Consider the following 23532-nt stretch of genomic DNA (forward strand, 5'->3'; position numbering starts at 1 on the left):
CGGGGGCGGGGGGGCCATGGCGGGGGGGTCCCGCCAGGCCCGCCAAAAAAAAAAATGGGGGGGGGGGGGGGGGGCGGGGCCCCCGCCCCCGCACGGTGGTGCGCGGACGTCGGCGCGGGAAGACGACGGTGACGCCACGCGCGGGTGCCTGCCTTCGGGCAGGCACCGGGCCGCCGCGAGCCGCATTCGGATCGGGGACTCCGGAGTCGGTGAGCCCGTTGACGGCCCGGCCTCGGCGGCGGACGACAGGAACCTATCCGTGATCGGCGGTCGAACAACCCTGCTCAGCAAGGAATTTGCGGCTCTCATACGGATCCGGCGCGAGCGCCGTCAAGGTCCCGTCAAACAAACCTGGCAAGCCGTCAGAAGGGCGTCAACACAGTCCGTCCATGGCCTGAACCGGTCGCAGACTGAGCGGCAACGGGGGACGGGCGACCGTCCGTGGCGTGACGCGGGAGGGACCGTGACCATCCCCAAGATTCCGACTTCGCTCGATCAGGGGAGACCCCTGTCGGCCGGTGCATCGCACAGACCTCAGCCGGAGGCCGCCGCGCAGCCACCGCAGCGAGCGGTCATCTCGCCCGGGGGCAGCCCCCGACCGCGGCGGCGAGGGGTTTCGCGGACGGGCGGTTCGGGGCGAAGCCCGAGGCAGCGGGCCGTGGCCGTGCGGGCCGCTCTGCGCCGCCGCTTCTGGGCCACCGTGCCCGCGCGGCTGCGCCTTCTGCGCGTGGCCACGGTCCTGCTCGCCGCCGCCCTGGCCCTGCTGCTGACGCTCGCCGGACTTTCGGCCATGGGCACGTGGAGCAGCGTGGCCGACCGCGATGCGCCCCGCACCACCAGCGCGGCCGACCTCAACCTCGCCCTGAACGACATGGACGCCCAAGCCGCCAACATCCTGCTGTCCAGTGGCGACGCCGGCAAAGGGCGCCTGCAGACGCCGTACAAGAAGGCTGTCGGCTTCTACGGTGACGCCCGGGGCGAGATCGGACACGACCTGCGCACGCTCGCCGTCGCCGCGCAGGGTGACCGGGACGACGAGAAGACCGTGGAGTCGCTCACCGACGACTTCGCCGAGTACCAGGAGCTGATCGGCCGGGCCCTGGAGAACGACGGGCGCCGCGGCGGCAAGGCGGCCGCGCTCGTCGACTACCGCAGGGCCACCGACCTTCTGCAGCGACAACTCCTCCCGTTGGCACGGACGTTGGTGTCCTCCAACGACAAGTCGTTCGACGCGGAGTACAGCTCGGCCCGATCCACTCTCTCCGCCCAGCTCGGCGCTGTCATCGCGCTCGGCGCCCTGCTGCTGGCCGTGCTCGGCGCCCTGCAGTGGTACCTGGCCCGCCGCTTCCGGCGCATCCTCAACCCCGGCGTGCTGGCGGCCACCGTCTGCACCCTGATCGCCGTGATCCTCGGCGCCCAGCTGCTGACCTCGACGGCCGGCCACCTGCGGGTCGCCCGCCGCGACGCCTTCGACTCCGTCGTCGCCCTCTCCCGCGCCCGCGCCATCGCCTACGAGGCCAACGCCGACGAGAGCCGCTACCTCCTCGACCCCGGGCGCCGCGACCAGTACGCCGCCTCGTTCCTGGCCAAGTCGCAGCAGCTGTACGGCCTGAAAGGCGCGACGCTGTCCACGTACGACTCCGAACTCGCCACCACCTGGCAGGCATACGAGGCCGATCACCACGACCTGCGCTTCACCGGCGAATACCGGCGCGAGCTCGACAACATCACCTTCTCCGGCGAGCGGGCCGCGGCCGAGAAGACCGTGGAGACGTACACCGTCTACCAGCACGACGACCGGAAAATCCGCGCACTGCTGGCTGCCGGCAAGGAGGATCAGGCGGTCGAGTTCTGCATGGGCTGGGAGCCCGGTACGTCCAACGCCCACTTCGGCACGTACATGGCCGCGCTGGACAAGCTGACGGACATCAACCGCGACCACTTCACGGTCTCGGTGAGGGAGGGCCGTGCCACGATCGACGGCCTGCTCCCGTGGGCGGCCGGTCTGCTCCTCGGCGCCACTACTCTCACCGCCCTCGGACTGCGGCCCAGGCTCGCCGAGTTCCGTTAGGCGTCCGCCAGGCGGGCCTCCTCCAGGTCGAGGGAGCGCTGGAGCCGGCGGCGGGTGGTGTCGCTGATGGTGTGGGCGTCGTAGAGACGCTGGAGTTCCACCGTCTCGACGGCGATCAGGTCGCGGCGCAGCTGGCGGTAGACGAGGTCGGCGGACTCGGTGGCCGCGTTGCCGTTCTGTTCCGTGAGGCGGTCGCGGGCGTCGTCGAGGCGGGCGGTCAGGCCGCGGCGAAGCCGGTCGAGGACGATGTCCGGTACGGCCTCCAGTTCAGCGAGTTCCTCCAGGCGGGCGAGTCCGGCGTGGGCGAGGTGGGAGCGGGCCTGGGCCTCCTCGCGCGCGGTGTGGGCGGGCTCCAGGGCGATGCCGGAGCGGCGGACGACCGGGGCGAGGGTGAAGCCCTGCACGACGAGGGTGACGACCACGACCGAGGTGGTCAGGACGAGGACGAGCGGCCTGTCGGTGAGGGCGGTGCCGTCGTTCGCGATCTCCGGGATGGAAAGGGCGGCGGCCAGCGGCATGACGCCTCGGGTGCCTGCCCAGGTCAGGACGACCGGCACTCGCCAGTTCATGCGGCTGATGCCGCCCTTGCGCTGCACCACTGCCGAGAGGGGCGCGAGCCACAGCATGCGGACGGCGACGAGTGTGCCGGCGATGGCGAGGGCGTAGAGCGGCCAGGCCCGATCGCCGTCGGCCAGCGCCCGTACCTGGGCGGGCAGAGCCAGGCCGATGAGGCTGAAGACGACGCTCTCCAGCAGGAACACCACGGTGCCGTACACCGCGTGCAGCTGGAGGCGGATGCGGGCGTTGGTGAGGCGGGCGCCCCGGCCGCCGAGGACCACACCGGCGACCACGCACGAGGTCACGCCGGAGGTGTGCGCCGCCTCGGCCAGGAGGTAGGCGGCGTACGGGGTGACCAGGGCGATCACTGTCTCCAAGACCGGGTCCTCGGTGCGCCGCCGGATAAGGGCGATCACGCCGGCCACCGCGCCGCCGATCAGCGTGCCGCCGCCTGCGAGCACCAGGAACTCTCCTCCCCGCGCCCCAGTTCGCGGCCGCGGAGGCCACGGCGATGCCCGCCGCCACGCGCACCAGCGCCAGGGAGGTCGCGTCGTTGAACAGGCTCTCCGCCTGGACGAGCACTTGCACTTTCGGCGGCAGCGCGAGGCGCCTGCCGAGCGCGGTGACCGCCACCGGGTCGGTGCTGGCCAGGACCGCGCCGAGCACGAACGCCATCTGCCACGACAGCGGCGTCACCACCGTCACCACCGCGCCGACCGCCGCCGACGCAAGCACCAGGCCGATGGCGAGGATGCCGACCGGTTTCCACACCGCGTGCAGTTCGCGCCAGGGCATCTCCTCGGCGCTGGCGTACAGCAGCGGCGGCAGCACGACGAGGCCGATGATCTCGGGGCTGATCTCGATCTGCGGAGTGCCCGGCAGCAGCGCCACGCCGAGGCCGGCGAGCACGAGCAGGGAAGGAGCGGGGATGCGCCACCGGCGGGCGAAGGTGGCCACCACTGTGGCGAGGACCACGAGGCCGAGAACCGTCCCCACGCCGCGCATGCCGTCCCCCTGGGGCCCTGAACGGGAGCCACCGCGACTTCCCGGCCGACCAGACTTCCCGGCACACCGCCTTCACCCTATCGGGCCAGGTCACGTCAAGGCAGTGTCAAGGTCCCAGGGAACAGCGCCAAGGAAGCGCTAACACGCACCCCTGCCGGCCCGCGAAGGGGCTTTCTTGGGAGGAGCCCCCGTTGTGGACGGGGAAGTTGATCCAGCGAGCGGAGCGCGTCGGCGGCGATGAGTGACGTACGGCCCGGACGACTGAAGGTCTACCTCGGGGCGGCCCCCGGGGTCGGCAAGACCTACCGCATGGTCGACGAGGGGCGGCGCCGCGCCGCCCGCGGAGCGGACATGGTGGTGGGGTTTGCGGAGTGCCACGGGCGCCCGCGCACGGAGGCCATGCTCGACGGCCTGGAGGTCGTGGCCCGTGCCCCCTGCTCCTACCGTGGCGGCCACTTTCAGGAGATGGACCTGGCCGCGGTCCTCGCGCGCCGCCCGCAGGTGGCGATCGTCGACGAGTTCGCCCGCAGCAACGTGCCCGGCGACGGCCGTAACCCCAAACGCTGGCAGCACATCAAGGCCCTGATCGACGCCGGCATCGACGTCGTCACCGCGGTCAACATCCAGCACCTGGCCTCCCTCAACGACGTGGTCGAGAAAATCACCGGGGTGCCGCAGCACGAGACGGTGCCCGACGAGGTCGTCCGGCGTGCCCACCAGGTCGAGCTGGTGGACATGCCGCCGGAGGGGCTGCGTCGCCGGATGGCGCACGGCAACATCTACGCCCCCGAGAAGATCGACGCGGCGCTCGCGAACTACTTCCGGCCCGGCAACCTGACTGCGTTGCGCCAGCTGGCGCTGCTGTGGGTGGCCGACCGGGTCGACGAGGCCCTCCAGGAGTACCGCTCGCAACACGGCATCGGCGGGGTGTGGGAAACCCGGGAGAGGGTCGTCGTCGCCCTGACCGGCGGCCCGGAGGGGGACACGCTGATCCGGCGGGCCGCCCGTACCGCCGCCCGGTCGGCCGGCGGGGATCTGCTCGCCGTGCACGTGGCCCGCAGCGACGGCCTCGCGGCAGGCGTCTCGCACGCCTCGCTGGCCCGGCAGCGCAGGCTGGTGGAGGACCTGGGCGGCAGCTACCGCTCGGTTGTCGGCGACGATGTGGCCACCGCGCTGGTGGACTTCGCCCGCGCCGAGGACGCCACCCGGCTCGTCCTGGGTACGAGCCGCCGGGGCCGCCTCGAGCGGTTCCTCACAGGGCCTGGCACCGGGGAGACCGTGACAGCGCTCTCCGGCGACATCGACGTCCACCGGGTCACGCACGAGCGTGCCGGGCGCGGCACTCTGCTGCCGTCGCGGCGGCGCACTCTGTCCACGGCCCGGCTGATCGCGGGTCCGATGGCGGGGCTCGTGCTGCCCGTGCTGCTCACGGCCGTCCTGGCCCAGGTGCGGGGGACGGTGAATCTGACCAGCGAGGCGCTGCTGTTCCTGCTCGCCGTCGTGGGCGTGGCCTGCACAGGCGGGGTCGCCTCGGCGTTGATCGCGTCGGTGACGGCGTCGCTTCTGCTGAACTACTGGTTCATTCCGCCCATCGGCTCCTTCACCCTGAACGATCCCAACGCCCTGCTGGCGCTGGCAGTGTTCGCGGTCGTGGCCGCCACCGTGGCCGTCGTCGTCGACCGCTCCCTGCGCCTGTCCCGCTGCTCGGCCCGTGTCACCGCGGAGGCCGAGACCATGTCGTCCCTGGCCGGGACGATCGTGCGCGGCGGCGCGACCATTCCGGCGCTGCTGGAGCGCACGCGGGAGACCTTCGGCATGGAGTCGGCGGAGCTGGTGGACGAGCCGCCCGACGCCGACGCCGACGCCGACGGCGTCACGGCCGTCCCGGCCGGCCCCGGCGCCTGGCTCGTGCTGGGCGGCCGCACGCTGTCGTCGCCCGAGCGGCGGGTGCGCGCCGCGTTCGCCGCGCACGTGGGATCAGCGGTCGAGCGGGCCCGGCTCGCCGAGGCCGCCGCCGAGGTGGAACCGGTGAAGGCCGCCGACCGGATGCGGACGGCGCTGCTGCGGGCCGTCGGCCACGATCTGCGCACCCCGCTCGCCGCGGGCTGGGCCGCTGTCACCTCCCTGCGCAGCCGTGACGTCGAGTTCTCGCCCGAGGACCGGGACGAACTCCTCGCCACCGCCGACGAGTCCATGGCCAAGCTCAACCGGCTGGTGGAGAACCTCCTCGACCTCAGCCGCCTGGAGGCTGGCGTCCTCACCCTGAACCTGCGCGCCACCACGCTTGAGGAGGTCCTCCCCATGGCGCTCGCGGACACTCCCGGCGTGGAGGTGACGGATGTGGAGGAGATCCCGGCCGTGCAGGCCGACCCGCCGCTGCTGGAGCGGGTGATCGCCAACCTCGTCGGAAACGCTGCCCGCCACTCGCCCGAGGGACAGAAGGTGCTGGTGACCGCCAGTGCGCTGGCAGGCCGGGTGGAGGTGCGCGTCGTCGACCGGGGACCCGGTCTTCCCGCCGAGCCGCTGGAGCGGCCCTTCGAGCCGTTCCAGCGGCTCGGCGACACCGACAACACCACCGGACTCGGCCTCGGGCTGGCCCTCGCCCGGGGCCTGACCGAGGCGATGAACGGGACCCTCACCCCCGAGGACACCCCCGGCGGCGGCCTGACCATGGTCGTGTCGCCGCCCTTCGCCGAACAGACCGAATCGTCGCATCACCCGCACCCCCGTGGTGCGCACAGCGTAGGAGGTGCCTGATGAGCACCGAGACCGGCACATGGCGTCTGTTGCACCGCGCGAAGGGACCGCGCCCGGCGCCAGCGGGTGCCCGGCCGCTACGGGACCGGCTCGCGCTGACGGCGGGCCTGGTCGCCCCGTTCCTGGCGGCCCTCGCGCTCGTCCCCTTCCGCACGGACCTGTCCCACACCAACGCCGCCCTCATCCTCGTCGTGGTGGTCGTTGCGGTCGCCGCGCTGGGCAGCCGCGCGGCGGGTCTGCTCGCGGCGCTGTCGTCGGCCGCGTGGTTCGACTTCTTCCTCACCCGGCCGTACGAGACGTTCGACATCACCGCGTCCGCCGACATCGAGACGGCGGTACTCCTGCTGATCGTCGGCCTCATCGTGTCCCAACTGGCCGCCCGGACCCGCCGTTTGGAGGTCATCACAGTCACCGACGCCGATCACCTGTCCCGGATCCACCGCACGGCCGACCTCGCCCAGTCGGCGGGCTCCGCGGACACCGTGGTCGACCACGTCCGCCGGGAGCTGACCGACCTGCTCCAACTGCGCGCCTGCCGCTTCGAGTACGGCACCCTCATGGGCCGGCCGCCCAGGCTGCAGCAGGACGGCAGCGTGACGGCCGGCCGGCGCCCCTGGGACGTGGACGCCGCCGACTGGCCCGCGGGCGAGATCGAACTCCGGACCTACGGCAACGGCCGCTACCTCGGCCGCTTCATGCTCACCCCCGGCCCGGGCCCCGTACCGCCGCTTCAGGCCCGTCTGGTTGCCGTGACACTGGCCGATCAGACGGGGGCGGCCTTGGACACGGCAGGGCCCGCCGAGGAGGGATGATCCACAGGCCGGTCCACCGCCGGTCTGCCTGTCACTCACTTCAGGCCCGAGGCTTTGAACACGGCGCGGGCGGTCTCGCGGTCGACACGCTGGGAGATGCGGCGCAGCGCTGTCGCACCGTACAGCAGCGTGCCGTCGGCCGCCGACTTCCGGGCGCCCTCGTCCAGGCGGTACCACAGCTGGGGGTCGGTCACGAGGACATCGGGATCGAGCTCGACGCGTCCGCCGAACGCGTCCCGCAGCAGGAGCCGTGGGGAGATGCCGTCCAGGCAGCGCACGGACACCAGCAGATCCGTACGGACCCGGCGCTCGCGCAGCAGCCGACGCGAGGACAGCCAGCACTCGCCGGCGGACACGCGGGCGGGACGCAGCACGGCGAAGAGCAACCCGGCCAGGGCGAGCCTGAGCGCGGCACGCCAGAGGGCGAATCGGACGGTTGCCCAGTCGAGAACGAGCAGCAGGACGAGCAGCACTGCCGCGCAGCGGAGGGAACTCATCAACTCCACCGTCGCCCAGGTGGGCATGGTCCGGCACTGGCGCAGGGACCGCGGTCCCGGCTGGCGCGGCACAGCCTTGCTCAACAGCTTCGGCGCCGCCCTCACGGGCGTGTCGACCGTCGTCGTCACCGCGTCCAAGTTCGAGGAGGGCGCCTGGCTGATGGTGATCGCCCTGCCCCTGCTGGTGCTCGCCTTCGAGACCGTCCACCGCGCGTACGCGCGCATCGGCGAGCGGCTGGGCCTCGGCCGCATACCCGAGCCGCCGCACCGCGACCGCTCGGTCGTGATCGTGCCCGTCTCCTCGCTACCCCGCCTCACCTCCGAGGCCCTGACCGCCGCCGCCTCTCTCGGCGACGAGGTCCGCGCGGTCACCGTCTGCTACCCCGACCCCGAGGACCGGGCCGCGCTGTGCGCCCTGGAGCGCGCCTGGACCGAATGGGACCCCGGGGTGCCACTGGTCCGGCTGTCCTGCGAACGCCGTACGCTCGGCCGGCCCATCGCCGCATACGTTCGTGAGGTCTTGGTGGCCGAGCCGGGCACGCGGGTCACCGTGCTGATCCCGGAGGCGGAGCCGGAGCGGCTGTGGCAGCGCCTGCTGCAGAACCAGCGCGGTGCCGTGGTCGCACACGCGGTCCGGCGGGAGACCGACGCCGTGATCTGCCGGCTGCGCTTCCGGCTGTCCTGAGGACCTGATGCGCCCGGCAGCCGCGCCTTGCCACAGGTCGGCGCAGGTGCCGTAAGAGTTACGTCAAAGGTGTACGGCCCGCCGTAAGGGACCCGTCAACGACGCTCGAATCCGGCCAGAGACGGGGTTTCCTCTATACGTCCGATCCGCTCGATCCGCTTGCGGATTCCCGAACCTCCTCTAGGAGCTCGCGATGGCCGATGTGGCCTTCGTCGTCACCACACTCGCGGTCTTCGCGCTGGTGGCCCTCGTCGCCAAGGGGGTGACGAAGCTGTGACCGCCGAGAACGTCGTCGGCCTGGTCGTGGCCGTCGCCCTGCTGGGTTATCTCGTCCTCGCCCTGATCTTCCCGGAGAGGTTCTGACAATGACATCAGCTGCTGCCGCAGCGGGTGACATGGGTCCCGTACTTGCCGGCTTCCTCCAACTGCTCGCCCTGATCGGCGCGCTGGCGCTCGCCTACGTCCCCCTCGGCAACTACATGGCCAAGGTCTTCTCCGCCGACAAGCACTGGCGGGTGGAGAAGTGGATCTACCGTGGTATCGGTGCCAATCCGGATGCGGAGATGCGCTGGTCGGCTTATCTGCGCGGGGTGCTTGCCTTCTCCGCGGTCAGTGTCCTCTTCCTGTACCTGCTGCAGCGGATCCAGGGCGTCCTGCCCGGTTCGTTCGGCTTCTCCTCGATCGAGCCGGCGCAGGCGTTCAACACCGCCGCGTCGTTCGTGACCAACACGAACTGGCAGTCGTACTACGGCGAGCAGGCCATGGGCCACGTCGTGCAGACCGCCGGTCTGGCCGTGCAGAACTTCGTGTCGGCCGCCGTGGGCATCGCGGTGGCGGTGGCCCTTGTACGGGGCTTCGCGCGCTCGCGCACCGGTGAGCTGGGCAACTTCTGGGCCGACCTGGTGCGCGGCACGATCCGGATTCTGCTGCCGGGCGCCGCGATCGCGGCGATCGTGCTGGTGGCGTGCGGTGCGATCCAGAACTTCTCCGGCATCCACGAGGTCGGCCAGTTCATGGGCGGCTCGCAGCAGTGGAACGGCGGGGCCGTGGCCTCCCAGGAGGCCATCAAGGAGTTCGGCACGAACGGCGGCGGCTACTTCAACGCCAACAGCTCCCACCCCTTCGAGAACCCCACCCCCTTCACGAATCTCTTCGAGATCTTCCTGCTGCTGGTGATCCCGTTCGCGCTGACCCGCACTTTCGGGGTGATGGTCGGCAGCGTGAAGCAGGGCTACGCGATCCTCGCCACGATGTTCACGATCTGGCTGGGTTTCGTCGTCCTGATGATGTGGACCGAGTTTGCCCACCACGGCCCGGCACTCCAAGCCGCGGGAGGGGCGATGGAGGGCAAGGAGGTCCGCTTCGGCGTCGGCTCGTCGTCGATCTTCGCGGTATCGACCACGCTCACCTCGACCGGTGCGGTGGACTCCTTCCACTCCTCCTTCACCGGCCTCGGCGGCGGCATCACCATGCTCGGCATGATGCTGGGCGAGATCGCGCCCGGTGGTACCGGCTCCGGTCTCTACGGCATGCTGATCATGGCTGTGATCGCGGTGTTCATCGCCGGACTGATGGTCGGCCGCACACCCGAGTACCTGGGCAAGAAGATCGGCTCCCGTGAGATCAAGCTGGCCGCGATCTATATCCTGATCACCCCTGCCCTGGTCCTGGTGTTCACCGCGATCTCGATGGCCCTGCCGACACCACCGCACTCGATGCTCAACTCCGGGGCGCACGGATTCTCCGAGGTCCTGTACGCCTTCACGTCCGCCGCGAACAACAACGGTTCGGCCTTCGCCGGGCTGAACGCGAACACGGACTGGTTCAACACCATGACCGGATTGGCTGTGCTGCTGGGCCGGTTCCTGCCGATGGTGTTCGTGCTGGCGCTGGCCGGTTCGCTCGCCGAGCAGAAGCCGGTGCCTGTGACCGCGGGCACCTTGCGCACCGACAGGCCGTTGTACGCGGGCCTGCTGGTCGGCACGATCATCATCATCACCGGTCTGACGTACTTCCCGGCCCTGGCCCTGGGCCCGCTCGCCGAGGGGCTGGCGTGATGACCACCCGTACACAGAAGTCAGAGGACTCGATGTCCACAGCCACTTCGACCCGGGCGCCGCACAGCGACGTACCCACCGGGCACAAGCCCGCCGAAGGACGCGTCGGCGCGGGCCTCTTCGACCCCAAGCAGCTCATCAAGTCGCTGCCGGACGCCTTCCGCAAGCTCGACCCGCGGGTGATGGTCAAGTCGCCCGTCATGTTCGTGGTGTGGATCGGCTCTGTCCTGACCACCGTGTTCTCCTTCAAGGACCCGGGAGACTGGTTCGGCTGGGCCATCAGTGCCTGGCTCTGGCTGACCGTCGTCTTCGCCAACCTGGCCGAAGCGGTCGCCGAAGGCCGGGGCAAGGCACAGGCGGACACCCTGCGCAAGGCCAAGACCGACACGGTGGCCCGCCGGCTGGTGGGCGATGCCGAGGAGCGGGTGCCCGGCACCGACCTCACGATCGGCGACCTCGTGGTCTGCGAGGCGGGCGACATCATCCCCGGCGATGGTGACGTCGTCGAAGGCGTCGCCTCGGTCGACGAGTCGGCGATCACCGGTGAGTCGGCGCCGGTCATCCGTGAGTCCGGCGGCGACCGCAGCGCCGTGACCGGTGGCACGAAGGTGCTGTCCGACCGCATCGTCATCAAGATCACGACGAAGCCGGGCGAGACCTTCATCGACCGCATGATCAACCTGGTCGAGGGCGCCGCACGCCAGAAGACGCCCAACGAGATCGCGCTGAACGTCCTGTTGGCCTCGCTGACGATCGTCTTCCTGCTGGCGGTGGCGACCCTGCCGCCGTTCGCTGATTACGCGGGCACGCACCTGACGATGGTCGTGCTGGTGGCGCTGCTGGTGTGCCTCATCCCCACGACGATCGGCGCGCTGCTGTCCGCGATCGGCATCGCGGGCATGGACCGGCTGGTCCAGCGCAACGTCCTGGCCATGTCCGGCCGGGCGGTCGAGGCCGCCGGCGACGTCTCCACTCTGCTGCTCGACAAGACCGGCACCATCACTCTCGGCAACCGCCAGGCGGCCGAGTTCGTGCCGGTGAGTGGCACGGCGGAAGCCGAGGTGGCGGATGCCGTCCAGTTGTCGTCGCTGGCCGACGAGACGCCGGAGGGCCGTTCCATCGTCGTCCTGGCGAAGGAGAAGTACGGGCTGCGCGAGCGGCACCAGGGCGAGCTCGTCGGTGCCGAGTGGATCGCCTTCACTGCCCAGACCCGTATGTCGGGCGTGGACGCCGACGGGCGCAGGATCCGCAAGGGGGCGGCCGGCTCGGTCATCGCCTGGGTCGAGGAGCAGGGCGGCACCGTCGCCGAGGACGCCGGCGCCATCGTCAACCGCATCTCGGAAGCGGGCGGTACCCCACTGCTCGTCGCGGTCCACGACGACCGGGGCGCTCGCGTGCTGGGTGTCATCTACCTCAAGGACGTCGTCAAGGACGGCATGCGGGAGCGGTTCGACGAGCTGCGCCGCATGGGCATCAAGACCGTCATGATCACGGGCGACAACCCGCTGACGGCCAAGGCCATCGCGGAGGAGGCGGGCGTCGACGACTTCCTCGCGGAGGCCACGCCCGAGGACAAGATGGCGCTGATCAAGCGGGAGCAGGCGGGCGGCAAGCTGGTCGCGATGACCGGTGACGGCACCAACGACGCGCCGGCCCTCGCGCAGGCGGACGTCGGCGTGGCGATGAACACGGGCACGTCGGCCGCCAAGGAGGCCGGCAACATGGTCGACCTCGACTCCAACCCGACCAAGCTGATCGAGATCGTCGAGATCGGGAAGCAGCTGCTGATCACCCGGGGCGCGCTGACGACGTTCTCCATCGCCAACGACGTGGCGAAGTACTTCGCGATCATCCCGGCGCTGTTCGCGGCCGTCTACCCGGGCCTGAAATCGCTCAACATCATGGGCCTCGACTCGCCCAACTCCGCGATCCTCTCGGCCGTCATCTTCAACGCGCTGATCATCATCGCGCTGGTGCCGCTGTCCCTGAAGGGCGTGCAGTACCGGCCGGTGAGCGCGGACAAGATGCTGCGGCGCAACCTGACGATCTACGGCATCGGCGGGCTGATCGCCCCGTTCATCGGCATCAAGATCATCGACATGCTCATCTCCCTCATTCCCGGAATCGGCTGATCGCCATGAACAACTCCGTTACGAACACGACCCGGTTGCTCTGGGCGGGCCTGCGCGCCCTGCTCGTGCTGACCCTGGTGACCGGCGTCATCTACCCGCTGGTGATCACCGGCATCGCTCAGGGGCTGTTCCACGGCAAGGCGAACGGCTCGGAGATCAAGTCGGACGGCAAGGTCGTCGGCTCCTCGCTCATCGGGCAGTCGTACAACCTGCCGCTGAAGAAGGGCCAGGAGACCCCCGAGCCCGACCTGAGGTGGTTCCAGGGCCGCCCGGCCAACGGCCTCGGCACGAACAGCGTGAACACCCGGTACAAGCTGATTCTGTCCGGCGCCACCAACCTCTCAGCCGACAACAAGGATCTCGTCCAGCAGGTGAAGGACGCCAAGGCCGCCGTCATCAAGGACAACTCGGTGCCCGGCTACACGGTCAAGGTGTCCGAGGTCCCCGCCGACGCGGTCACCTCCTCGGGCTCCGGCCTGGACCCGAACATCTCTCCGCAGTACGCGGAGGTCCAGGTCCACCGGATCGCCGCCGAGAACGGCCTGTCCGTCTCCCAGGTGGAGAAGCTGGTCAAGGACCACACCCAGGGCCGCACGCTCGGCTTCATGGGCGAGCCCCGGGTGAATGTGCTGGAACTCAACACCGCGCTCAAGGACCTGGTGGCGAAGATGAGCTGATGGCGTTGCCCGACGATCCGCACGGGAGGCGGCGACCGGGGAGGGATCCCGGCTCCGCCGACTCCCGCTGCCATGAGGCCGGCCGTACCGTTCCCGGTCTTCACGTCCGCCCCTACGACACGAAAGGCGCACGCCCATGACCAGGGTGTTGGTGGTGGAGGACGACCCGCAGCTGGTGCGGGCCCTCGTGATCAACCTGCAGGCACGCCAGTACGGGGTCGACGCCGCGCCCGACGGCGCCACAGCCCTCAGGCTGGCGGCCGCGCGCCAGCCCGACGTGGTGATGCTCGACCTCGGACTGCCCGACATGGACGGCGCCGACGTGATCAAGGCGCTGCGCGGCTGGACCCGGGTGCCGATCCTGGTGGTGTCGGCGCGTCAGGCGTCGGAAGAGAAGGTCGCCGCGCTCGACGCCGGCGCCGACGACTACATCACCAAGCCGTTCAGCATGAACGAGCTCATGGCCCGCCTGCGGGCCGCCGTGCGCCGTACCGAGGACGTGCCGCTCGTCCCGGAGGCGACCGTGGTGGAGACCGACGAGTTCACCATCGACATGTCCGCCAAGAAGGTCGTACGGGGCGGGCGGGACGTACGGCTGACCCCGACCGAATGGCACCTCCTGGAGATCCTGGTCACCAATCCCGGCCGGCTGATCACGCAGAAGCGCCTGCTGCAGGAAGTCTGGGGGGTCTCAAGCAGTAACAAGACCAACTATCTGCGGGTGTACATGGCCCAGCTGCGCCGCAAGCTGGAGACGGACCCCGCCCACCCCCGCTATCTGATCACCGAGCCCGGCATGGGCTACCGCTTCGAGGGATGACATGGCACGCGGAAAGTTGCGGATCTACCTTGGCGCGGCACCCGGCGTCGGCAAGACCTACGCGATGCTCTCCGAGGCGCACCGGCGTACCGAGCGAGGCACCGACTGTGTGGTCGGGTTCATCGAACACCACGGCCGGCCGCGCACCGAGGTGATGCTGCACGGTCTGGAGGAGATACCGCGCAAGGAGATCGAGTACCGGGGTGGCGTCTTCACCGAGATGGACGTCGACGCGGTCCTGGCACGCCACCCCCAGGTGGCGCTGGCCGACGAGCTGGCGCACACGAACATCCCCGGCTCGCGCAACGCCAAGCGCTGGCAGGACGTCGAGGAGCTGCTCGCGGCGGGCATCGACGTGATCTCCACGGTCAACATCCAGCATCTGGAGTCGCTGGGTGATGTCGTCGAGTCGATCACGGGCATCCGTCAGCAGGAGACAGTGCCGGACGAGGTCGTACGCCGGGCGGACCAGATCGAGCTGGTCGACATGTCGCCCCAGGCGCTGCGCCGCCGTATGGCCCACGGCAACATCTACAAGCCGGACAAGGTCGACGCGGCCCTGTCGAACTACTTCCGGCCCGGCAACCTGACCGCCCTGCGGGAGCTGGCGCTGCTGTGGGTGGCCGACCGGGTCGACGCGTACCTGACCGAGTACCGCAGCGAGCACCAGGTGTCGACGATCTGGGGCTCGCGCGAGCGCATCGTCGTCGGGCTCACCGGTGGCCCGGAGGGGCGGACGTTGATCCGCCGGGCCGCGCGGCTGGCGGAGAAGGGCGCCGGCGGTGAGGTCCTGGCCGTCTACATCTCCCGCAGCGACGGCCTGACCTCCGCCTCGCCGAAGGAACTGGCCGTCCAGCGCACCCTGGTGGAGGATCTGGGCGGCACTTTTCACCATGTGGTCGGCGACGACATCCCGGTGGCACTGCTGGACTTCGCGCGCGGGGTGAACGCGACCCAGATCGTCATGGGTGTCTCCCGGCGCAAGAGCTGGCAGTACGCCTTCGGGCCCGGGGTCGGCGCGACGGTGGCCCGCGAGTCGGGGCCCGACCTCGACGTCCACCTCATCACGCACGACGAGGTGGGCAAGGGACGTGGACTGCCCGTCGCCAGGGGAGCGCGGCTCGGCCGGTCCCGGCTCATCTGGGGCTGGCTCGTCGGCGTGCTCGGCCCCGTGCTGTTCACCTTCCTGCTGACCAGCGCGCTCCCGGGCGTCGGCCTCGCCAACAACATGCTGCTGTTCCTCACTCTGACGGTGGCGGCGGCCCTCCTCGGCGGGCTCTTCCCGGCGCTGGCATCGGCGGTCGTGGGTTCCCTGCTGCTCAACTGGTACTTCACTTCGCCCGTCCACACCTTCACCATCGCCGACCCCGAGAACATCGTCGCCATCGCGATCTTCGTAGGAGTCGCCGTGTCGGTGGCGTCCGTCGTGGACCTCGCCGCCCGGCGCACCGACCAGGCGGCCCGGCTGCGCGCCGAGTCGGAGATCTTGTCCTTTCTCGCGGGCAACGTGCTGCGCGGCGAGACCAGCCTCGAGGCGTTGCTGGAGCGGGTGCGCGAGACGTTCGGCATGGAGTCGGCGGCGATGCTGGAGCGGGCCGGCGAGACGGATCCGTGGACCTGCGCGGGCAGCGTGGGCCTCAGGCCCTGCCAGGATCCCGACGACGCGGACGTCGACGTGCCAGTCGGCGACCACATGTCCCTGGTCCTGTCGGGGCGTGTCCTTCCGGCGGCCGACCGCCGGGTGCTCGCCGCGTTCGCCGCCCAGTCGGCCGTCGTCCTGGACCGCCAGCGACTGCAGCGGGAGGCCGACCAGGCCAAGGAACTGGCGGAGGGCAACCGCATCCGCACCTCGCTGCTCGCCGCCGTCAGCCACGACCTGCGCACCCCGCTGGCCGGGATCAAGGCAGCCGTCACCTCCCTGCGCTCCGACGACGTCGCTTGGTCCGAGGAGGACCAGGCGGAGCTGCTCGAGGCCATAGAGGAGGGGGCGGACCGCCTCGACCACCTGGTGGGCAACCTGCTGGACATGTCCCGGCTCCAGACCGGAACCGTCACCCCGATCATCCGCGAAACCGACCTCGACGAGGTCGTGCCCATGGCACTCGGCGGCGTGCCCGAGGACAGCGTGGAGCTGGACATCCCGGAGACGCTGTCCATGGTGCACGTGGACCGGGGGCTGCTGGAGCGGGCCGTCGCCAACGTCGTCGAGAACGCGGTCAAGTACAGCCCGCCGGAGGAGAAGATCCTTGTCTCGGCGAGCGCCATCGCGGACCGCGTCGAGGTACGTGTAGTGGACCGCGGGACGGGCGTCCCCGACGAGGCCAAAGACCGCATCTTCGAGCCCTTCCAGCGCTATGGCGACTCCCCGCGCGGCGCCGGCGTCGGACTGGGCCTGGCCGTGGCACGCGGCTTCGTCGAGGCCATGGGCGGCACCCTGAGCGCCGAGGATACGCCCGGGGGTGGCCTCACCATGGTGATCAGCGTGCCGACTGCACCGCAGCGCCGACCGGAACAGCCGGGCCTGCCGGCCACGGCCACCTCCTGAGAGGCGAGGCCCAGGGGCTCGGCCCCGGTGAGCGGGCCTGTGGAGGGACCACCAGCGCACGCTCCACCGGCGACCTGACCGGTGCGTCGGTATGTCCGCACTGATGCACGGGCCGACGGCAGGGCGGCCCGCGAGGAGGAGGGTCACCATGGCCGACAGCCAGCAGGAGACCGCGTCGGCGAGTCCTCCAGAAGCTCACACACTCCTGGCACGCGACTCGGTGCGCCTTGCCGTGGTCATCGGCGCTCTCGGCGTCGTCTTCGGCGACATCGGGACCAGCCCGATCCACACCCTCCAGACCGTGTTCACCCCGGTGACCCGCACCCCGTCCCGGTCTCTGCACAGAACGTGTACGGCGTGGTGTCACTGGTGTTCTGGTCGGTCGTGATCATCGTGACGGTCACGTACGTGCTGCTGGCGATGCGCGCCGACAACGAGGGCGAGGGCGGCATCATGGCCCTGATCACCCTTCTGCGCCGGTGGTCCTCGCAGCGAGGCAAGCGGACCGCCGCGATCCCCGCCGCGCTGGGCATCTTCGGCGCGTCGCTCTTCTTCGGCGACAGCATGATCACCCCGGCGATCTCGGTGCTCTCCGCGGTGGAGGGACTCAAGGTCGTCGAGCCGTCCCTGGACAGCGCGGTCGTGCCCATCACCGCGGTGATCATCGTGATCCTGTTCCTGGTGCAGCGCCGGCGCACCGCGGCGGTGGGCCGGGTGTTCGGGCCGGTCATGATCGCCTGATTCGTGGCGATCGGCGCGTGCGGCGTGAAGGGTGTCGCCGAGCACCCGGGCATCCTCAGAGCGCTGTCACCGACGTACGCCCTGGGCTTCCCGCTCGGCCATTTCGGCACCGCCTTCTTCGCCCTGGCCGCGGTCGTGCTCGCGGTCACCGGCGCCGAGGCGCTCTACGCCGACATGGGCACTTCGGCCGCTGGGCCATCACCCGCGGCTGGCTGTTCCCCGTCTTCCCCGCCTGCATCCTGAGCTACCTCGGCCAGGGCGCGCTCATCCTCGACGACCCGAAGAACATCAGCAGCCCGTTCTTCCTGCTCGTGCCCGACTGGGGACGGTGGCCGGTGATCCTTTTGGCCACGGCGGCCACGGTGATCGCCTCCCAGGCAGTGATCACCGGCGCGTACTCGGTCACCTCGCAGGCCGCGCAGCTCGGCTGTCTCCCGCGGCTGCGGGTCGCGCACACCTCCGAGTCCACCATCGGCCAGATCTACGTTCCCTGGATCAACTGGCTGCTCATGGTCTCGGTCCTCACCCTGGTCTTCGGCTTTGACCTGCCCCACCTCTCAGGTCCCAGTTCTGCTGGCTGACTGACGGCCTTCACGAAAGGCTGCCGGACATGCCCCGCGCCTACCCCGCTGAGTTCCGCGCCCGTGCCATCGCGTTGGTGCGGGCAGGGAAAGAACAGAAGCAGACCGCCGTTGACCTCGGCATCCATCCGGTGACGTTGTGAGAGCGCAGGTTCCGGTGTCCGGGCCGTAAGCCGTTGCCGGATCGGCAGGTGCTGTGCGGGATCCTGTACGTCCTGCATACGGACATCCAGTGGGAGTACCTGCCCAAGGAGCTTGGGTTCGGTTCGGGCATGACGTGCTGGCGCCGGCTGCGGGACCGGAACGAGGCCGGGGTCTGGCAGCGGCTGCACGAGATCCTGCTCGCCGAGCTGAACGCGGCGGGTGTGCTGGACCGGTCGCGCTGCGTGGTCGACTCTTCCCACGTCAGAGCGCTAGAAGGGGGATCGCGACGGGCCCGTCGCCGGTCGACCGGGGCCGGTCCGGCTCCAAACACCACCTGATCACCGACGGGCACGGAACGCCGTTGGCGGTCATCCTGACCGGCGGCAACCGCAACGACGTCACCCAGCTCCTGCCCCTGCTGGACGCCGTGCCGCCCGTCCGGGGCCGGGTCGGCAGGCCGCGCCGAAGAGCCGTCTCGCTCTACGCCGACCGCGGCTACGACCACGACTGCTATCGCAGGGACGTTCGCGCCCGGGGCGTGGTGCCCGTCATCGCGCGGCGCGGCACCGAGCACGGGAGTGGCCCGGGTGTTCACCGCTGGGTCGTCGAGCGGACCTTTGCCTGACTGCACGGCTTCCGCCGGTTGCGCGTGCACTGGGAACGACGAGCGGACATGCACGAAGCACTCCTCAAACTCGCCTGCTGCCTGATCACCCATCGACAACTCAAGTCATTGTGTTAGCCGTTGTAAGTGCAGCCTCTATATCGGCCTTCGGACAGGCGGTCGGCCTGCGGGGTCAGACCGGCAGCAGGCGGCTGATCAGTGCGCTCAGCTGGCGGGTGTTGCGGCACTCGTGCATCTCGACGAGTTCGGCGTAGGCGGGCGCGACGGAGTCGCCGGTGCCCCATTGCGAGCGCGGCTCGGGGTTGAGCCAGTAGAGGCGGCGCACCTGTGCGGAGAGCCCCCGCACGGCCGGCAGATTGGGGTCGCTCATGTTCGTCCGGGCGTCCCCGAGGACGAACACGGTCGACCGGGCGCCCACGGTGTCGGCGTACCGTTCGGTGAACTCGCCGAGGGCGGCACCGTAGTCGCTGCTGCCGTGCCAGCCCGTCAGCGTCGCCTCCGAGCGGATCCTGGCCCCCAGTCCCGCCGGATCGGCGGCGCCCGGTGCCAGCAGCCCGGTCACCTCGTCGATCCGGTTCACGAAGGCGAACACCCGCACCTTGCTGAACTGGTCACGCAGCGCCTGCACCAGCAGCATCGTGAAGTCGGAGAACCCCGACACGGAACCCGACACGTCACACAGCAGCACCAGCTCGGGCCGCACCGGGCGGCGCCGGCGCAGCACCGGGCGCATCGGTACCCCGCCCGTCGACAGTGACCCGCGCAGCGTCCGCCGCAGATCGATGGTGCCGCGGGCGGCGCGGCGGCGGCGCGCGGCCAGTCGAGTGGCCAGTTTGCGCGCCAAGGGCTGCACGACCCTGCGCAGCTCCGCGAGTTGAGCCTGTCCCGCGTACAGGAAGTCGACCCGGTCGGCCGTGCCGGCCACGGCCCGGCGTGCGATCTCGTCCCGGCCGCGCCGCTCGGCGACCCGGCGCCGGGCCTCCACCGCGACCAGCGCCCGGAAGACCTCGATGCGTCGGCGGATCTCGTCCTCGAGGAGCCGGTCGGCGAACCCCGTCCCGTCGGCCCCGGCCCTGAGGGAGTCGCGCACGCGCGCCAGCAGCGTCTGCGGACGGATCCGGTCGAGCGTCTGGGAGGACGACCAGCCGTCCGGCCCCGCAGCGGACCCGTACCCGCCGAAGCCCTCCACCGCCTCGGCCGCCAACCGGGCCATCATCGCCCGGTCGTCGGCCGCGAGAGCGGCCGCGAGCCGCTCCCGCAGGGCCTCCCGGTCCCCGGCCGGCCCGGTGTCCGGCGCCCCGACCCGCAGCGGGAAGTACACCTCGAAGACCGGATCGAACACCCGCCGCTGCCCGTCGCTGTGCAGCAGTGTGGCGGCGAGCCCCTCGCGCAGCCGCTCCCGGTCCGCAAGGCCGAGCGCCGCCAGCGCGCGTGCGGCGTCCACGGTCTCGCCGGTGCCGATCCGCACGCCGTGCGAGCGCAGCGCACCGACGAGCCCCGTCAGCCGCTCGGTGAGACCCGCCTCGGGCAGGGGGGTGCTCATACCGCGTCCAGATCGAGCTTGGCCGCGGCCTTGAGGATGTCGTCCTGATGCTTGAGGAGCACGCCGAGGCTGCCGCGTACGACGGTCTCATTGAGGGTGCCGGCCCCGAGCGCGAGCAGCGTGCGTGCCCAGTCGATGGTCTCGGCCACCGACGGGACCTTCCGCAGATCCATCGCACGCAGCGCCCCGACCACCCGCACCACCGAGTCGGCCAGGGCCGAGTCGAGGCCCGGCACCTTCAGGCGGACGATGCTGCGTTCCAGTTCCGCCTCGGGGAAGCCGATGTGGAGGAAGAGACAGCGGCGGCGCAGCGCCTCGGACAGCTCGCGGCTCGCGTTCGACGTGAGGACCACGAAGGGGCGGCTGGTCGCGGTGATCGTCCCCAGCTCCGGGACGGTGACCTGGAAGTCGCTGAGCACTTCGAGCAGCAGGCCTTCCACCTCGACGTCGGCCTTGTCGGTCTCGTCGATCAGCAGCACCTTCGGGCCGTCACCGCGGATCGCGGTCAGCAGGGGGCGCGCCAGCAGGAACTCCTCGCTGAAGATGTCCGTGCGGGTCTCGTCCCATGTCTCGTCACGGCCTGCGCTGATGCGCAGCAGTTGCTTGGCATGGTTCCACTCGTACAAGGCCCGTGACTCGTCGACGCCTTCATAGCACTGCAGCCGGACCAGCCGTGCCCCGGCGACCTCGGCGACGGCCTTGGCGAGCTCCGTCTTGCCGACGCCGGCCGGGCCCTCCACCAGAAGGGGCTTGCCGAGCCGGTCGGCCAGGAAGACGGTCGTGGCGACGGCGGGCGAGGCCAGATAACCGGTCTCCGCGAGACGGGCGGAGACGTCATCGACGGATGTGAACAGCAACAGGGCCCCCAGCTCGAGCGCGGCGGAAGTCGGCGAACACCTATCTAAGCGCTTGTTCAGGCTGCGTGTCACGTGTGAGGCGAGACCTGGGCGACGTACGGCTCGTCGCCGACGACCGCGATCCGCGGGCCCGCCGAGCGCCGTTCCGCACGCGTCCCCGGCTCGGCACCACGACCGCGCCCCCGGGCCCGGCGGCTATGCCGACGCGGCGAGACCGCTGCGGTGGGCGAAGACGACGAGCTGGGCGCGGTCGCGGGCGCCGACCTTGACCATGGCCCGGTTCACGTGCGTCTTGACGGTGGCCGGGCTGAGCACGAGCCGCGCGGCGATCTCGTCGTTGGACAGCCCCGTCGCCACGAAGGTGGTGATCTGCCGCTCCCGGTCCGTCAGCGCCTCCAGTCCGCGGCGGGCCGCCTCGTCCAGGGGCTGCGGAGCGCCGGGACCGGAGAGGAAACGGCTGATGAGGCTTCTGGTCGCGGCGGGGGACAGCAGCGCGTCGCCCCGGCTGACCGTACGGACCGCCTGCAGCAGTTCCTCCGCCTCGGCGCTCTTGCCCAGGAAGCCGCTGGCACCGGCGCGCAGCGCCTCGAAGACGTACTCGTCGATCTCGAAGGTGGTCAGGATCAGCACCTTCACCCCGGCGAGGTCCTCGTCACCGGTGATCAGACGGGTCGCCGCGAGACCGTCGAGAGCCGGCATCCGGATGTCCATCAGGACCAGGTCCGCCCGCGCGGCCTTGGCCAGCCGCACCGCCTCGCCTCCGTCGCCCGCCTCACCGACCACCTCGATGTCCGGCGCCGGCTCCAGCAGGGACTTGAAGCCGGTGCGCACCAGGGGCTGATCGTCGGCGATGACTACGCGGATGGTCACGGGGCGGGCTCCGGGGTCAGGTCGAGGGGCTGATAGGGCAGGTCGGCGGCCACCTGGAACGTGCCGTCCGGACGCGGACCGGCAGTGAAGCGCCCACCGAGGGCGAGGACCCGTTCGCGCATGCCGAGGATGCCGTGCCGGCCGGTCGGCACCCGGCCGGGGCCACGGTCGCGCCCGTCGGCCGCTCGTCCGCCCCCCAGGTCGTCGACGGTGATGCGCAGCTCCTGCCGGTCGTAGCGCAGGACGAGCCGTGCCTGCCGTCGGCCGGAGTGCTTGTACACATTGGTGAGCGACTCCTGGATCACGCGGTACGCGGTCAGATCGGCCGCGGGCGCCAGGGGCACGACGGCGCCGGCGACATGGCGGTCGATGTCCAGGCCGGACGCCCGCAGCGAGGCGAGCAGTTCCTCGAGCCCGTCCAGTCCCGGCGCCGGGATCGCGGTGGGCGCGACGGCGTCTCCCGGCTGCCGCAGAAGACTGACGGTGTCACGCAGTTCCCCCAGCGCCTTGCGGCTGGCGGACTTCACATGGCCGAGCGCCTCGCGGGCCGCCGTGGCGTCGCCGTCGAGGGCCTGCCCCGCGACGTTGGACTGCACGCTGATGAGGGCCAGATGGTGGCCCACGCTGTCGTGCAGATCGCGGGCGATGCGCAGCCGCTCCTCGGCGACCCGGCGCTGCGCGTCCTGCTCGCGCTCGCGTTCCGCGCGTTCCGCGCGCCGCTCGACCTCGGCAAGGTAGGCGCGACGGTTGCGGGAGGAGTCGCCGGCCGCGATCGCCAGGCCGCCGAGCGCCATGAAGGCCAGGTTCTGCGGGCCCAGCAGCGCGGGCTTGTGCACCGCATGGGTGAGGGCGAGCGCGGCCACCGCGGACGCGCCGAGGAGCAGGCCGCGCCGGCGCTCCACGGCGTCGGCGACCGTGTAGAGGGCGATCAGCGGGGCGAGCAGGACCAGCACCCCGCCGGTGCCGCGGTTCTGGGCGAGGAACACCTCCGCGGCCCCGGCACTGACCGCCAAGGTCGCCAGCGGGCGACGGCGCCGGGCGGCCAGCACGCCGCAGGCGAGGGCGACGTACACGAGCGCCACGGTGCGGTCGCCCACCACGGCGGCGGAACGCCCGGCGAACGTCGTCACCGCCGTGGCGGTGAAGACGGCACAGGCGATCGCCGCGTCGGCCAGATGCGCATGCCGGCGGACGGCACCCCGCAGGTGGCCGATGGCATTCATGCCCTCACGATAGGCGGGCGCGCCCGGTCCGCCGTCGGCCGGGCGCGGCAGCCCGGGGTACTCCAGGCGCGGTAGACGGCGGCGTCGGCCACCGCGTACGTGGTGGCCGCGAATGCCGTGCCAGGGCGACGACACGCGGCCGGCGGGTCGGGGACGGTGGTGGGGGGGGGCGGGGGGCGGGGGGGGGGGGGGGCGGGGGGGGGGGGGGGGGGGGGGGGGGGGGCGGGGGCGGGGGGGGGGGGGGGCGGGGCGGGGGGGGGGGGGGGGGGGGCTGGGCGGGGGGGGGTTGGGGGGGGGGGGGGGCGGGGCCGGGTGGGGGGGGGGCCGGTCCG

General features: G+C 71.2%; 15 protein-coding genes and 4 pseudogenes. 13 read left to right on the plus strand and 6 right to left on the minus strand.

Annotated features, from left to right (window positions below):
* Positions 1–658: 658 nt before the first annotated feature.
* On the plus strand, positions 659–2071 hold the full coding sequence (locus ACFYMU_RS22205) for a hypothetical protein (RefSeq protein ID WP_388375700.1): 1413 nt from the start codon (positions 659–661) through the stop codon (positions 2069–2071).
* Here the strand turns inward: ACFYMU_RS22205 and ACFYMU_RS22210 are convergent.
* Positions 2068–3634 (minus strand): annotated as a pseudogene (locus tag ACFYMU_RS22210) (Na+/H+ antiporter). The gene ACFYMU_RS22205 and the pseudogene ACFYMU_RS22210 overlap by 4 nt on opposite strands.
* A gap of 237 nt (positions 3635–3871) precedes the next feature.
* On the opposite strand from ACFYMU_RS22210, the gene ACFYMU_RS22215 reads away from it, so the two are divergent.
* Positions 3872–6391, plus strand: coding sequence for an ATP-binding protein (locus ACFYMU_RS22215; protein ID WP_388375703.1), 2520 nt, complete (start codon positions 3872–3874; stop codon positions 6389–6391).
* Positions 6391–7203, plus strand: coding sequence for a DUF4118 domain-containing protein (locus ACFYMU_RS22220; RefSeq protein ID WP_388375706.1), 813 nt, complete (start codon positions 6391–6393; stop codon positions 7201–7203). The genes ACFYMU_RS22215 and ACFYMU_RS22220 overlap by 1 nt, the downstream gene beginning before the upstream one ends.
* A gap of 35 nt (positions 7204–7238) precedes the next feature.
* On the opposite strand, the gene ACFYMU_RS22225 is transcribed toward ACFYMU_RS22220, so the two are convergent.
* Positions 7239–7700, minus strand: a complete 462-nt coding sequence (locus ACFYMU_RS22225) for a hypothetical protein (protein WP_388375709.1) — start codon at positions 7698–7700, stop codon at positions 7239–7241.
* Here ACFYMU_RS22225 and ACFYMU_RS22230 point away from each other — a divergent pair.
* The 10 genes and pseudogenes from ACFYMU_RS22230 to ACFYMU_RS22275 form a co-directional block, all read left to right on the plus strand.
* Positions 7699–8385: pseudogene (locus ACFYMU_RS22230) on the plus strand (amino acid permease); the annotation flags it as partial. The gene ACFYMU_RS22225 and the pseudogene ACFYMU_RS22230 sit on opposite strands and share 2 nt — an antisense overlap.
* 273 nt (positions 8386–8658) lie before the next feature.
* A complete protein-coding gene (kdpF, locus tag ACFYMU_RS22235) occupies positions 8659–8748 on the plus strand; it encodes a K(+)-transporting ATPase subunit F (protein ID WP_009326374.1) in 90 nt (29 codons plus the stop codon).
* 32 nt (positions 8749–8780) lie between these two features.
* A complete protein-coding gene (gene kdpA, locus ACFYMU_RS22240; RefSeq protein WP_388375713.1) occupies positions 8781–10442 on the plus strand; it encodes a potassium-transporting ATPase subunit KdpA in 1662 nt (553 codons plus the stop codon).
* Positions 10442–12574 (plus strand): potassium-transporting ATPase subunit KdpB, encoded by a 2133-nt coding sequence (kdpB, locus tag ACFYMU_RS22245; protein ID WP_388375716.1) that lies wholly within the window; start codon positions 10442–10444, stop codon positions 12572–12574. The genes kdpA and kdpB overlap by 1 nt, the downstream gene beginning before the upstream one ends.
* Before the next feature lie 5 nt (positions 12575–12579).
* Complete coding sequence (locus tag ACFYMU_RS22250; protein WP_388375719.1) at positions 12580–13251, plus strand: potassium-transporting ATPase subunit C; 672 nt, start codon at positions 12580–12582, stop codon at positions 13249–13251.
* Between the two features lie 136 nt (positions 13252–13387).
* A complete protein-coding gene (locus ACFYMU_RS22255) occupies positions 13388–14071 on the plus strand; it encodes a response regulator (protein ID WP_388375722.1) in 684 nt (227 codons plus the stop codon).
* A 1-nt stretch (position 14072) separates the two neighbouring features.
* Entirely contained in the window at positions 14073–16616 is a 2544-nt protein-coding gene (locus ACFYMU_RS22260) for an ATP-binding protein (RefSeq protein ID WP_388375725.1), read from the plus strand.
* Positions 16617–16764: 148 nt separating this feature from the next.
* Positions 16765–17004 carry a KUP/HAK/KT family potassium transporter gene (locus ACFYMU_RS22265; protein ID WP_388375727.1) on the plus strand — a complete coding sequence of 80 codons (240 nt, stop codon included), beginning with the start codon at positions 16765–16767 and terminating at the stop codon, positions 17002–17004.
* Positions 17001–17938: pseudogene (locus ACFYMU_RS22270) on the plus strand (KUP/HAK/KT family potassium transporter). Before ACFYMU_RS22265 ends, ACFYMU_RS22270 begins: the two are co-directional and overlap by 4 nt.
* A 146-nt stretch (positions 17939–18084) precedes the next feature.
* Positions 18085–18824: pseudogene (locus ACFYMU_RS22275) on the plus strand (IS5 family transposase); the annotation flags it as partial.
* A gap of 55 nt (positions 18825–18879) precedes the next feature.
* Here the strand turns inward: ACFYMU_RS22275 and ACFYMU_RS22280 are convergent.
* From ACFYMU_RS22280 to ACFYMU_RS22295, 4 genes are all read right to left on the minus strand, one after another.
* A complete protein-coding gene (locus tag ACFYMU_RS22280; RefSeq protein ID WP_388375729.1) occupies positions 18880–20250 on the minus strand; it encodes a VWA domain-containing protein in 1371 nt (456 codons plus the stop codon).
* The gene (locus ACFYMU_RS22285; protein WP_388375764.1) at positions 20247–21104 is read right to left on the minus strand and encodes an AAA family ATPase; all 858 of its coding nucleotides are present in this window, start codon (positions 21102–21104) and stop codon (positions 20247–20249) included. The genes ACFYMU_RS22280 and ACFYMU_RS22285 overlap by 4 nt, the downstream gene beginning before the upstream one ends.
* 198 nt (positions 21105–21302) lie before the next feature.
* Entirely contained in the window at positions 21303–21977 is a 675-nt protein-coding gene (locus tag ACFYMU_RS22290; protein WP_388375731.1) for a response regulator, read from the minus strand.
* A complete protein-coding gene (locus ACFYMU_RS22295; RefSeq protein WP_388375733.1) occupies positions 21974–23200 on the minus strand; it encodes a sensor histidine kinase in 1227 nt (408 codons plus the stop codon). Before ACFYMU_RS22295 ends, ACFYMU_RS22290 begins: the two co-directional genes overlap by 4 nt.
* Positions 23201–23532 lie beyond the last annotated feature (332 nt).

The organism is Streptomyces sp. NPDC007264 (assembly GCF_042869095.1).
Taxonomy (GTDB): domain Bacteria; phylum Actinomycetota; class Actinomycetes; order Streptomycetales; family Streptomycetaceae; genus Streptomyces.